The sequence below is a fragment of the Vibrio sp. VPAP30 genome (genome assembly GCF_001188205.1).
GTDB lineage: Bacteria > Pseudomonadota > Gammaproteobacteria > Enterobacterales > Vibrionaceae > Vibrio > Vibrio bivalvicida.
In genome coordinates, this window is record NZ_LBLS01000038.1 from 273,374 (window position 1) to 285,650 (window position 12,277).

Sequence of the window (12,277 nt, forward strand, 5' to 3'; positions counted from 1 at the left end):
GTTGAAATGCGCAATTACGTAGAAACGAGCAACTTTTTAAAACATACTAGAAAGAACAATCGCCTCAAAAGGAGTTGATAGATATGCAGATAAGTGTGGACGTACATAATTATATGGAAACCTTAGTTGGTCAAGAGTTGACAAAAGCAAAGTATGTTAACAACTTCGACCATGAACAACTAGCTGACCTTGCATGCCTTGCCTTATCCCAACTGCGACCAGTATACATTCGCTACGATATTGACTTTCTTTCAGCACTCCCAGAAGAGCGCCTAGTTACATTGAAAGAGTATGCAGCCACGGCTTTAGAAGCCGCATGTACAATGATCGTTGACGATCGCAGGAAAAACAGGAAAGATGAAGTTCTTGTCGTGTTTAGCAAACAGCAGATGTTTGACGATAACATCGAGTTAGAGTGGTTTGAAAAACCAATTCTTAAGAAAAACTAATCGTTACCAAGGAGTACTTTGTGGGACTTTTTTCTCGCTTGTTTGGTGGTCAAAAACAACAAACTAAAGTTGACGTTGAGCCACTAGAATATAAAGGTTTTCTTATCTATCAGGAAGCATTGGCAGAAGGTGGTCAATATCGAATTGCGGGTCGAATTACCAAGCAATTTGGGGACGAAATCAAAACACATCGTTTTATTCGCTCAGATGTGTTGCCAAGTGCAAACGATGCCAACGAATTTATGCTTAAGAAGGCGCAAATGTTTATCGATCAAATGGGTGACAACATTTTTCAGTAGATTCTCCCCCAAATTGACAAGCATCATAATTTTAAGAGCCATTAGTCGTTATTCTGATGGCTCTTTTTGTATGTGGATGTCACATAGTTAATTGTTTTAATGAGATTTTTCGCTTACTGGTTTGACCTCCTGTCACTTTCATATAGTGTGGTTAGGTAGCAAATTGATAAGCAAAATGGTTCATTACCATCGGTTATATGTAATGATATTTTGTGTTTTTGTTACAAAATGCTTGAAGTATCTAAAATCGTTGGATAAAAACAGAACAATCATTGTTGCGAATAGTCAAGGAATAGCTAATGCAAATTGGTGTGCCAAAAGAAATACTCGCTGGAGAAACGCGAGTGGCTGCATCGCCAAAGTCGGTTGAGCAGTTATTAAAGTTAGGTTTCGAAGTTAATATCGAAACTGGAGCAGGTGAACTGGCGAGTTTTGACGACTCTGCTTTTGAATCTGCGGGAGCAAAAATTGTATCTTCAGAAGAGGTTTGGGCGTCAGACCTAATTCTTAAGGTGAATGCTCCTCTTTTCAGTGAAGAAAATGATGAAATAGCGCTGTTGAAAGACGGTGCGAGTTTGATCAGTTTTATCTGGCCAGCGCAAAACCCTGAATTAATGGAAAAGCTTTCTAGCAAAAACATTAATGTAATGGCGATGGACGCAGTGCCTCGTATCTCTCGTGCGCAAGCACTAGACGCGCTCTCTTCAATGGCGAATATCGCTGGTTACCGAGCAGTTGTAGAAGCTGCCCATGAGTTTGGGCGCTTTTTCACGGGGCAAATCACGGCCGCAGGTAAAGTGCCACCAGCGAAAGTACTAGTCGCAGGGGCCGGTGTTGCGGGTCTGGCGGCAATTGGTGCTGCTGGTAGCTTGGGCGCTATTGTCCGTGCTTTTGACGTTCGTCCAGAGGTGAAAGAGCAAGTACAATCGATGGGGGCAGAATTTCTAGAAGTTGATTTCAAAGAAGAGTCTGGCTCTGGCGATGGCTACGCGAAAGAGATGTCTGACGAGTTCAACAAAAAAGCGGCTGAGCTTTATGCTGAACAGGCAAAAGACGTTGACATCATTGTTACTACCGCTCTGATTCCGGGCCGACCAGCCCCGAAACTTATCACCAAGGAAATGGTTGATAGCATGAAGGCGGGTAGTGTGATTGTCGATTTAGCGGCTGCTAACGGCGGTAACTGTGAATACACGGTTGCAGATAAAGTCATCACTACAGAGAACGGTGTGAAAATTGTCGGCTATACCGATATGGTCGGTCGCCTTCCTACGCAATCATCTCAACTTTACTCAACAAATATTGTTAACCTACTCAAGCTGTTAGCCAAAGAAAAAGATGGCAATATCAACATAGATTTTGAAGATGTAGTGCTTCGCGGTGTAACCGTTGTTAAAGAAGGTGAGGTAACTTGGCCTGCACCTCCGATTCAGGTATCTGCGCAGCCAGAGCAAAAACCAGCCCAAACAACGATAAAGCAAGAACCAAAAGAAGAAGAGCCAACGTCTCCTACCAAGAAGATCGTCGGCTTGGTTGCTGGTTTAGGTGCGTTTGCATGGGTTGCCTCTGTAGCTCCTGCGGCATTCTTGTCGCATTTTACGGTTTTTGTTTTAGCGTGTGTTGTGGGGTACTACGTAGTTTGGAATGTTACTCATGCATTGCATACACCACTTATGTCGGTAACGAACGCGATTTCAGGCATTATTGTTGTGGGTGCGCTACTGCAGATTGGACAGGGTAATGGCGTTGTTTCATTTTTATCGTTTATAGCGGTATTAATAGCAAGCATCAACATCTTTGGCGGATTCACCGTCACCAAGCGTATGCTTGAAATGTTCCGTAAAGACTAAGGAGTAACAGGGAATGTCTGCAGGATTAGTACAAGCGGCTTATATTGTTGCTGCATTATTCTTTATATTGAGCTTAGCGGGTTTGTCTAAGCAGGAGTCTGCAAGATCGGGTAACTACTACGGTATTGCAGGTATGACGATCGCATTGATCGCAACGATCTTTGGCCCAGAATCTGAAGGGTTTGTTTGGATCCTTATTGCGATGGTGATCGGTGGTGGTATAGGTATCCACTATGCTAAGAAAGTTGAAATGACAGAAATGCCAGAGTTAGTGGCAATTCTTCACAGCTTTGTTGGTATGGCTGCGGTATTGGTTGGCTACAATAGCTATTTAGATGCACCAGAAGCTGCGACCCATGCAGAACACGTCATCCACTTAGTGGAAGTGTTCTTGGGTGTCTTCATTGGTGCTGTTACCTTTACTGGTTCAGTGGTCGCGTTTGGTAAACTTCGCGGCATTATCTCATCTTCACCTCTAAGCCTTCCGCATAAACACAAAATGAACCTTGCAGCGATTGTTGTTTCAACTTTGCTTATGCTTCATTTCGTCAATGCCGATGGCAGTATGTTTGCTCTAATCGTAATGACGTTAATCGCATTTGCGTTTGGGTACCATCTGGTTGCTTCTATTGGTGGCGCAGATATGCCAGTGGTAGTATCAATGCTTAACTCGTACTCAGGATGGGCGGCAGCGGCAGCGGGCTTTATGTTAGCAAACGATCTGTTAATCGTAACAGGTGCTTTGGTGGGTTCGTCTGGTGCCATACTTTCATACATTATGTGTAAGGCGATGAACCGCTCGTTTATCAGTGTTATTGCTGGTGGCTTCGGTCAGGAAATCGTTATTTCATCTGATACTGAACAAGGTGAGCACAGAGAAACAAATGCTGAAGATGTGGCTGAGCTGCTTAAGAACTCAAAGTCAGTTATCATTACACCAGGGTACGGGATGGCGGTTGCGCAAGCACAGTATCCAGTGCATGAAATTACCGAAACACTACGTTCACATGGTGTAGAAGTACGTTTTGGTATTCACCCTGTAGCTGGGCGCTTGCCTGGTCATATGAACGTTTTACTTGCCGAAGCAAAAGTGCCTTATGACATCGTGCTTGAAATGGACGAAATCAATGACGACCTTTCTGAAACGGATACAGTATTGGTTATTGGTGCGAATGATACAGTAAACCCAGCCGCTCTTGATGATCCAAATAGCCCAATTGCGGGTATGCCAGTACTTGAAGTGTGGAATGCGAAAAACGTTATTGTATTTAAACGCTCAATGAATACAGGTTACGCAGGGGTACAAAACCCACTGTTTTTCAAAGAAAATACTCAGATGCTCTTTGGTGATGCTAAAGAGAGTGTGGAATCTATCTTCAAAGCTTTGTAGATTAGGATTACATTATACGGAAGCCAGCGTTATGCTGGCTTCTTTTGTTTTATGAGTATTATTTCTGACATTGATATTACATTTCAGTTTTATATTTTTGCCATAATGTTTTACTCTAAATCATAACTTACTGATTTAATGAATTTTTGCATTGATTAAGACAACAGTTAAAGTGATCGCAATGGGTATTGCGTTCTTATCAGGTGGTGTATCTGCAGAGTCTTTACCAGAGCGTATCGACCGTTTTGTTGATCTGTTCGATCAAGCACAAGCTACGGTTTCTTATGATATCCGAAGCTTACAGTCAGATTACCCAACTAGGCTACTTACTCCGGAATCAATGTTGCCACAAACGTCGGCATATCCTTTAAAAGATATTCAGAGGTTGTATCAACTTGCGCAAAATTGTACGGGGAAGTTGCCACTAAGCCCTTTAATTACAGAGCCACTGGTGTTTACTCGTGCGATGTGTAAAGGGAACAGGCTCAGCGAAAAATGGTTTGCACGAAGTGCATTAATTCACCCAGGCGGGGGAACCTATGCGAGTAGATATGTTCAAATATACCCAGAGTATATAGAGCAGTTACAGCAATATATGCATATAAAAGAGCGCCCAACTGCTTCAGATACTACTTTGCTAGGCAGACTACAAAGAATGGATGAAGATGCAATGGTAGCCTTGATTGCTGGCTCTAGTATGTTTCTTGAGCGCAATGAACTGTGGTTAAGAAAAAGTGACAACTACTTAATCTATCCAGAGAGTGTTTGGAAACAAGCCGTTGAAGAAGCGGGATTGTCATTTAGTTTAAGAAAAGAGACAAATAGCTGTTTTGTACAGCGTGGCAACCTATGTTGGGACGTTGAAGACCATTCAGATATATTACGCATTAGTATGGTGGCATTGGTTATTGCAAACATACTGTTAGTGCTAGGATGGTCTGCATACCGTTGGAATACGAAGAGACAAGAAATGAAAAGCAGGATGTTGATCCTGCAAATCTTGACTCATGAACTTAGGACGCCGATTGCAAGCTTGTCTTTAACTGTTGAAGGATTCAGACGTGAATTCGAACACCTACCTGAATCCGTGTATGATGAATTTCGCCGTTTATGCGAAGATTCCAGACGCTTAAGGCAATTAGCTGAAGCTAGTAAAGACTACCTTCAATCAGATAACAAGCCTTTAGCGACAGATTGGGTGCCTTCAGTCCAAGAGTGGCTGGAGTTTAAGGTGGAAGAAGAGTTTAACGGAAAAGTAAAACTCTTGGTAAATCAAGATGTGGCGGCCAAGTTAAATGTGTACTGGCTTGGCACATGTATAGATAATTTGATCCGCAATGCCATCAAATATGGGGTTGCACCTGTTGTACTAGAAGTCACAACAGATACACAGAAAATCACGGTTAAAGTGCAAGATCAGGGCGAACTGTCCGCTAAAGATTGGCGCCAGTTACGTAAACCTTTTGTGAGCAAAAGTGGACTTGGTCTTGGTTTAACCATAGTGGAATCTATGGTTGGTCGAATGGGCGGTAAAATGTCATTAATTGGGCCACCAACAGCGTTTATATTGGAGATACCTTGTGAAACAGACACTGCTTCTTGTTGAAGACGATAAAAACTTAGCTGACGGTCTATTGGTTAGCTTAGAGCAAGCGGGGTATGAGTGCTTCCATTCAGAAACGATCGCAGACGTAGCACAGTACTGGGATAAAGCGGATTTGGTTATTCTTGATCGCCAACTCCCTGATGGTGATTCTGTTGATCATCTAGTCGAGTGGAAGAAGATCAAAGATGTGCCAGTGATCTTGCTGACTGCGCTAGTTACGGTAAAAGACAAAGTAATGGGGTTAGATGCTGGAGCAAACGACTATCTCACCAAACCATTTGCTGAAGCAGAATTGTTCGCACGGGTCCGTGCACAATTACGTGCACCAGAAGGTGAAGCGCAAGATGACAACAAGGTAGAGACTGAGCATCTTTTGATTGATAAAGCGACACGTGAAGTCACATATAAAGATGAGCTGATTACCTTAACCCGAACTGAGTTTGATCTATTGTTATTCTTGGCGAGTAACTTAGGCAGAGTTTTTACCCGTGATGAGCTACTTGATCACGTATGGGGTTACAACCACTTTCCAACAACGCGTACCGTCGATACGCACGTACTTCAGCTTCGCCAAAAACTACCAGGTCTCGAGATAGAAACATTACGTGGCGTTGGCTACAAAATGAAGGCTTAATGGATAGAATCAAACTATTAGTTGGCGCACTGATTATGAGTGCGCCAACAACTGCCGAACAAGTACCATGGTTTGAAAGCAACTCACCTTTGACGCAAGCGCATCGGCATCTTTTAGACGGTGATTTACCGACGATGTTTTCATCGTTGGTGGAAGTATGGCAACTCGAAAAGAATCGTGAAATTACCCCCCATTTGAATGATCTGTTTCTTCAGTCGTTAGATGTTGATTGCGGAAAAAGTCTAGATAACCGTTCACTCCCAGAATGGATCAGCAATGTGACTGTTCGTCGAACAGAGATCCAAAGCCCGGGGCGGGATGCGTATCGTGCGATTGTTGAAATCGAATCAAACCGAGATATTAAAGATATTTCATTGACTCGTTGGGTCTCTAAAACCCTTTCAATCGACAACTCTTTAGTCCATACGATTCCTAGCAGCGATATCGCTAGTCAGAAGTACGTTAAGCGGTACAACCTAAATAGTAGAGTTCGAAGTGGACTATACAGAATCGATGTGACGGCCGCCGATCAATCATCTTGGAGTTCCTGGCTAGTACTTGGTGACCCAAAGGCGAAAATGAGTGTACGCTGGGACGCGAAAGCTCAATGGAAGTTGGACCGAAACGCACTGTTAAATTCACACTGTCCGCTACCGAAACTGGATGTTGCGCTTTATGACTATATAGATGGGAGCTACAACCAAGTTTGGAGCGAAAGCTATGACTCTGATTACCCAACATCTCTGAACAATACCAATGTCGAAAAAGGAAGGTATGTTTTGGCCGTTTCGATCACTCACCAAAGGTGGCAAGGACCAATAATTGTGGAACAGTCACAAATAATTAGTAAGACACATGATGTTTCTGTGGAGGAATAACTAAAGTTAATAGACAATAGAACGATATAAACATATGGAACTAAAAAGTTTATACCGATTATGGAAAATAAAATAAAACTTCTTACATTGTCTATTGCACTTGCAGCCAGTTCGGCATCGGCTGCGAATTACGCTATCGAAGCTCGCGGAGACGCAATGGGCGGAGTCGGTGTAGTTTCTGCAAATTTCTTAACCGCACCATTTTATAACCCAGCATTAACGGCGATTTATCGTCGTAATGATGACGTGGGGATGATCACCCCCAGCTTTGGTTTGTCATACAGCGATGAGCATATGATGGTCGATGATCTGGAGAAGGCGTCAGATATCATTAATCAAGCTGTTGATGGCGACTATTCCAACGTGTCTGAATTGGAATCGACTTTAAATGCACTCGAAGGTGATGTTGCTAATCTCGAACTTGGCGGCGTTGTGGCATTTGCAATACCTAATCGTTACATAGCTGCAAATGTATTTGGTAAGGCTTATGCAGAATCTTTCGCTCAGACTGATATATACTCAGGGGCCAACAGTGCTACCCCAAACCTAAATCCAGCAATTAACGCAGAACTAAGTGGGGTGAACGCTGTAGGTCTTGGAGTTACTGAAGTTGGACTCTCGCTTGCCAAATATCAAACGTTTCTAGGGCAGCATATTGCATTTGGTGTAACGCCCAAGCTACAGCGCATTTATACATACGTATATCGCGCCAACATTAACAACTATGATATCAAAGACATCAGAGAAAATGGTCAAGGCGAGACAATGTTCAACCTAGATGCTGGCTTCTTATGGTTTTATGGTCCGTTACGCGTTGGCTTTTCAGCGATGAACTTAGTCTCTCGTGATATTAAATCTCAAGAACTGTCAGCTTCAACCGTGACATCGAAAATTGACGCTAGTCAGTCAAGAACATTCGGCGCGGTTACTTATGATTATCAGATGCGCCCTCAATACACCGTAGGTGTTGGGCTTGTCGCAGACTACGCGACTCTAAGTGTGGATTACGATCTAGACGAAGAAGAGAAGTTCACTAACTTTAACGATAACACTCAAATGCTAAGAGTTGGTGGAGAGATTGACATTATGCGCCAACTTAAACTTCGAGCGGGTTGGAATCGAAACCTAGCATATGACAACCTCGATGACACCGTGACCGCAGGTATTGGGCTTTCTCCACTAAACCTGTTCCAACTTGATATTGGTGCGAGTTACACCAATGAAAACTCGATGGGCGCGTATATCAACTTCTTAACCAGCTATTAAGCACCTAGAATCGCAACCAGTGAAATACTGGCACTTATGATGAAATCATAATATAGTCGGCTCCTAAATTTTTAGGAGCCTTTTTTATGTTTGATGATTTACCGCCACTTTCTCACGAAGAGCAACAAAAAGCTGTCGAGAAGATTCAAGAGTTAATGGCAGAGGGAATAAGCACCGCTCAGGCAATAAAAATGGTCGCTGAAGAAATTCGGGCTCAGGCTGCGAAACCGTAATTTATACACAGGCTGACTAACAGATAAGGAAAGGAGCAGGAGACTGCTCCTTTTTTGTACCTGGCATTTATGAAGCACTATAACTAACTGCATGTGTGGTAAATAGTCATGCGCGCCAATCTAAGCAAGAACAAAGAACAGCAAGCCGTAATTCATTTCAAGTCTGTAATGTTTATGAAAGTCTTGTCGGGGTGCTTTTATGTAATTGCAAATAGCGCCAAATCAATGACTTGGCGTAGTGTTATGTTCTGGCTCTGGTGGTTGTGATTTGGGTTGTGTAATAAAATTACAGGTTTGTAAGTTTTGTCTGCAAGTGCTTACTATCAGCCAGTTATATATTCTGAGGTGTGATCGTGTAACCTTGAAATCAAGAAACATCTAAGGTCACTGGCTGATATCTGCGCCGAATATTTGGATCTTGATTTAGATGTCTAAAAACTTAGAAATACCATTGTCTGCGTATATTCGGGGAGTCTAAGCCGATATGAGATACCAGCGCTGAATCGAGCGGTTCGGGATAAAAGGCTGCATAATGGTTACGTCAATACGCATTACAGTGTCACCAATAGGGGTTACGCTGTAATGTATTAGAGGGGAGGAGATAGAAGGGAATATCTATTGACCAATCGATATTCTTAGTTTAGTTGAGCTTTATGACCCCTTGGCAAAGCGCTTAGGAGGAATCGATGGTTCTAAACGTTTTAACAAAGGCTTGTTGTCTGAACCGGCAACTTGGTACACATAGTTGCCTTGGCCCGTTTTTATCGTGACCGTTGTGCCATCGAATAGAAACCTGGTCGAAATCAGGCGTTCATTGCGATAAACACCTCGTTCGTTAAGAAATAGGACGTCGGTATTGTAATCGGGAGCATCTACCTCGATCCATTTTCCATAGACATTCCTTGGATGGACATAATCTTGATAGCTTAAATAGATTAATGATGAAAAACATAGTGCTAGAAGAACCCACACAGTAGTAAACAAAGCAGTCATTAAGTGGTTTTTTTGCATTGTCAGGTAAAATTTAAGTTGCCGTTAAATGCTTAAGGCGACGGCCGTTGTGCGTAGATTAAGGTGAAATCACTCTTTGTAGAGTATTTAGCCTAGCCAAATGCAATGGAAAGTGTGATTAAGACCGAGCTAGCAGCTATGTGTTGAGATGTTAAAAATGTCACTTTTCTTCCAAAACAGGAAAGTAGTACAGCATTTGTTCAGGTGATATATCGCTATTATGTTATTCTTCCGTGACTTGATTATTTAAGAGCAACGCAATATGCCAAACGCTATTAAAGAAAAACTGTTCCCTGAAGGGAAGATATTTTATCAAGCCCACTCAATGCACGCGCACCCATCTGCAGGGTTAATGGTCCAGCAGCCAGTTCCGCTGAGCTTTATAAAAATGTCGAGATACGATGCATCTGTGTCAGATATTGTAATGACAGGGCCACTGGCTAAAATCATAGAATCTTTGCACGCTATATCGCTTCGAAGTGAGTCTATCTATACCACCGATAAACACAAAACGATAAAAGTTTGGTTTAATCGTATTGATAGGAAAATAGAAAAAACACCGATGTACCCGATGGCAGAGGCTATGATACACAACACCTCTTTTCTTATCATTAAAGGGACGGGAGTGGGGCTAGGGAGTACAGTTGTAGACCTATTACAGGGTGTAGGAGTAAATGATGTTTCATTCAGGCTCGGTCTTGATAGTATTTTTAGTGGCGAGCTTAAAGATAGCCCGCTCAAAGATATTATGTTAGAAATGTCTGTCTTTGAGCTTTTGAGCCAACCAATAGACTTACTGTTCAAAAAAGTTTGGACAAAACACCTAAAATCAAAACACTCATCGCCTTTAAAGTCAGATCCACAAGGGAAAGCCGCATTCTTAAAGCTTAAAAGTTTAGTTGAAAAACATATCAAGCCACTTGTTAAGCCGCACCATCTTGACGTAGGAGTAGATATGAATATAAGTAGCATTCCCTACAGCATGCCTAAAGGATGGAAGAACACCAACTTGGCCCCTTTATTTAGTCGAGTAAAGGCGAGGGCATCTCTACTTACAGCAGATGACTATATCATTCGTGTTGGAAGTAGCTTTAATAAACACCATGCTGGCTTTGTCGTAGATCTAGACACTCACAATATTGAAATAGATGAACTAGTCTACTTTCTGTCTTACTATGAAGAGAACAAAAAGCTAGTCAATTGCTTTCTAATGTCTGGCTTGGATGATTTGTAACTCGTTTAAAGTACGGGAACCAGCTTTTGATGCATATCTTATTCGATGGACATATACGCTTTTCCCTTCCTATCGGGTCTATCTCAACACTATGTCTTTCCAATTGTTGGGTCAATCAATATTTTGGTAGAATCTCAACTTAAGAATATTTCGAGGCAGAGACACAGACACAGAAGAAAACCTGTTGAAACTACAGGCGGAAAGAATTGATTGCTACCTTCATATTACACTCTCAATTGAGTGGAATGCTAGAAGACTCTATAGGTTAGGAAAAATAGACAACTTGAGCTGGTTAGTTCCTGTATTGAAAGTGAGCTCACAGTTCGCATACGTTGGCTATACTGCGGTCGATGATCATTTTCCGTTAAACAAAGGCTCATAGAAGAATTTAATATGCGGCTAATTGAACACCAAGAGACAGGCCAGTTAGACGAATTAACTAGGAAATACTCCAATTGGTGCGTATTATGTACGTTATGTTAAATTAGATACCTTATTTAGAAAGGACAGCCCGGTGTCCTTTCCATTTTTGCGGTTTAAGCGTTAGTTGATACTTTCGCATTAACCATAACTGGATTTACCATAAAATACCTAATAATCAGTTCGATAATCAAAGATTAACTCACTACTTATTGGTTTAGCCACCTGCAAGCTTTACTGTGTGGCCTTTCTTTTCAAGGTGTGCTTTGATCTTGTCACGAACATCGCCTTGAATTTCAATTGTGCCATCTTCTACTGAACCACCGCAGCCACAAACTTTTTTAAGTTCTGCTGCTAATAGTTTTAGCGGTGCATCGTCTAAATCAAGACCGGTTACGATAGAAACGCCTTTACCTTTGCGTCCTTTCGTTTGGCGTTGGATACGAACGATACCGTCGCCTTTTTCACGTTGAGGTTTGTCTTCTTCGGGTTTGATGCGACCTACGTCAGTGCTATATACAAGAGTCATACAGTTCTACTTCTTTTGTTGCTGTTCAGCTTTTTGCTTAGCGACTAAGTATGCCTCTATGTGCTTCTGAATAGCAAGCTTTCCGCCTTTGATTAGCCTACCGTTAAAGAAGCAGTACCAACTGTTTGCGTCACCTGTGTCATTTTTGATGGTGTAGCCGTGGAAATTCTCTTGGGCGGGTTGCCCTTCAGCTTTCTTTGTATTCGCCAGAGAATTGAATTCTTTAGGATCGATAATTGTTGCGGTATCACAAAACCAATCAATGCTCTTCTTTACGGCTGCCATACTTCCTGACAACACGTGTTGCTTGATTTGTACTTGCCATATTTCTGTCGAATTCCCAGCAGATTTGAGGGTAAAACCTCTATAAGTCGCAGCAGCCATAATCACTATTATCTTTGTATTCAGATAGTTTAATAATAATTGTAAATCTCTCATTATCAAGTATATTTATCATACATTTAGTGGTTATGGTGCG

At 42.1% G+C, this 12,277-nt stretch carries 13 protein-coding genes; 10 read left to right on the forward strand and 3 right to left on the reverse strand.

The window, feature by feature from the left end; translation table 11 throughout:
- Positions 1-83 precede the first annotated feature (83 nt).
- The 9 genes from ZX61_RS18990 to ZX61_RS23825 all read left to right on the forward strand — a co-directional run bounded on the left by ZX61_RS18990 (position 84) and on the right by ZX61_RS23825 (position 8,605).
- Positions 84-449, forward strand: coding sequence for a late competence development ComFB family protein (locus ZX61_RS18990; protein WP_049846162.1), 366 nt, complete (start codon positions 84-86; stop codon positions 447-449).
- Between the two features lie 20 nt (positions 450-469).
- Positions 470-748: an HlyU family transcriptional regulator gene (locus ZX61_RS18995; RefSeq protein ID WP_049846163.1), complete on the forward strand. Its 279-nt coding sequence runs from the start codon at positions 470-472 to the stop codon at positions 746-748.
- Positions 749-1,047: 299 nt separating this feature from the next.
- Complete coding sequence (gene pntA / locus ZX61_RS19000; protein ID WP_049846164.1) at positions 1,048-2,598, forward strand: Re/Si-specific NAD(P)(+) transhydrogenase subunit alpha; 1,551 nt, start codon at positions 1,048-1,050, stop codon at positions 2,596-2,598.
- Positions 2,599-2,611: 13 nt separating this feature from the next.
- Positions 2,612-3,988 (forward strand): Re/Si-specific NAD(P)(+) transhydrogenase subunit beta, encoded by a 1,377-nt coding sequence (gene pntB, locus ZX61_RS19005; RefSeq protein WP_049846165.1) that lies wholly within the window; start codon positions 2,612-2,614, stop codon positions 3,986-3,988.
- A gap of 181 nt (positions 3,989-4,169) precedes the next feature.
- Positions 4,170-5,594: a sensor histidine kinase VxrA gene (gene vxrA / locus ZX61_RS19010; protein ID WP_049846166.1), complete on the forward strand. Its 1,425-nt coding sequence runs from the start codon at positions 4,170-4,172 to the stop codon at positions 5,592-5,594.
- Positions 5,569-6,228, forward strand: a complete 660-nt coding sequence (vxrB, locus tag ZX61_RS19015) for a response regulator transcription factor VxrB (protein ID WP_049846167.1) — start codon at positions 5,569-5,571, stop codon at positions 6,226-6,228. The genes vxrA and vxrB overlap by 26 nt, the downstream gene beginning before the upstream one ends.
- Positions 6,228-7,106 carry a DUF2861 family protein gene (locus tag ZX61_RS19020; RefSeq protein ID WP_049846168.1) on the forward strand — a complete coding sequence of 293 codons (879 nt, stop codon included), beginning with the start codon at positions 6,228-6,230 and terminating at the stop codon, positions 7,104-7,106. The genes vxrB and ZX61_RS19020 overlap by 1 nt, the downstream gene beginning before the upstream one ends.
- A 60-nt stretch (positions 7,107-7,166) precedes the next feature.
- Positions 7,167-8,372 (forward strand): conjugal transfer protein TraF, encoded by a 1,206-nt coding sequence (gene traF / locus ZX61_RS19025; protein ID WP_049846169.1) that lies wholly within the window; start codon positions 7,167-7,169, stop codon positions 8,370-8,372.
- Positions 8,373-8,458: 86 nt separating this feature from the next.
- Complete coding sequence (locus ZX61_RS23825; protein WP_082173522.1) at positions 8,459-8,605, forward strand: YoaH family protein; 147 nt, start codon at positions 8,459-8,461, stop codon at positions 8,603-8,605.
- A 651-nt stretch (positions 8,606-9,256) separates the two neighbouring features.
- Here ZX61_RS23825 and ZX61_RS19030 read toward each other — a convergent pair.
- Positions 9,257-9,598: a DUF2850 domain-containing protein gene (locus tag ZX61_RS19030; protein WP_235431362.1), complete on the reverse strand. Its 342-nt coding sequence runs from the start codon at positions 9,596-9,598 to the stop codon at positions 9,257-9,259.
- Between the two features lie 280 nt (positions 9,599-9,878).
- Here ZX61_RS19030 and ZX61_RS19035 point away from each other — a divergent pair, with 280 nt between their 5' ends.
- Positions 9,879-10,850, forward strand: coding sequence for a hypothetical protein (locus ZX61_RS19035; RefSeq protein WP_049846171.1), 972 nt, complete (start codon positions 9,879-9,881; stop codon positions 10,848-10,850).
- Positions 10,851-11,487: 637 nt separating this feature from the next.
- Here ZX61_RS19035 and yciH read toward each other — a convergent pair.
- Entirely contained in the window at positions 11,488-11,799 is a 312-nt protein-coding gene (yciH, locus tag ZX61_RS19040; RefSeq protein ID WP_049846172.1) for a stress response translation initiation inhibitor YciH, read from the reverse strand.
- Positions 11,800-11,805: 6 nt separating this feature from the next.
- Entirely contained in the window at positions 11,806-12,183 is a 378-nt protein-coding gene (locus ZX61_RS19045) for a DUF3319 domain-containing protein (RefSeq protein WP_049846173.1), read from the reverse strand.
- Positions 12,184-12,277: the final 94 nt, after the last annotated feature.

What these genes read in the sequence shown, in the direction of transcription:
- ZX61_RS18990 (WP_049846162.1), top strand. Translation starts at nt 84, where the DNA reads ATGCAGATAAGTGTGGACGTACATAATTATATGGAAACCTTAGTTGGT.
- pntA (WP_049846164.1), top strand. Translation starts at nt 1,048, where the DNA reads ATGCAAATTGGTGTGCCAAAAGAAATACTCGCTGGAGAAACGCGAGTG.
- pntB (WP_049846165.1), top strand. Translation starts at nt 2,612, where the DNA reads ATGTCTGCAGGATTAGTACAAGCGGCTTATATTGTTGCTGCATTATTC.
- vxrA (WP_049846166.1), top strand. Translation starts at nt 4,170, where the DNA reads ATGGGTATTGCGTTCTTATCAGGTGGTGTATCTGCAGAGTCTTTACCA.
- ZX61_RS19020 (WP_049846168.1), top strand. Translation starts at nt 6,228, where the DNA reads ATGGATAGAATCAAACTATTAGTTGGCGCACTGATTATGAGTGCGCCA.
- traF (WP_049846169.1), top strand. Translation starts at nt 7,167, where the DNA reads ATGGAAAATAAAATAAAACTTCTTACATTGTCTATTGCACTTGCAGCC.
- ZX61_RS23825 (WP_082173522.1), top strand. Translation starts at nt 8,459, where the DNA reads ATGTTTGATGATTTACCGCCACTTTCTCACGAAGAGCAACAAAAAGCT.
- ZX61_RS19030 (WP_235431362.1), bottom strand. Translation starts at nt 9,598, where the DNA reads ATGACTGCTTTGTTTACTACTGTGTGGGTTCTTCTAGCACTATGTTTT.
- ZX61_RS19035 (WP_049846171.1), top strand. Translation starts at nt 9,879, where the DNA reads ATGCCAAACGCTATTAAAGAAAAACTGTTCCCTGAAGGGAAGATATTT.
- yciH (WP_049846172.1), bottom strand. Translation starts at nt 11,799, where the DNA reads ATGACTCTTGTATATAGCACTGACGTAGGTCGCATCAAACCCGAAGAA.
- ZX61_RS19045 (WP_049846173.1), bottom strand. Translation starts at nt 12,183, where the DNA reads ATGGCTGCTGCGACTTATAGAGGTTTTACCCTCAAATCTGCTGGGAAT.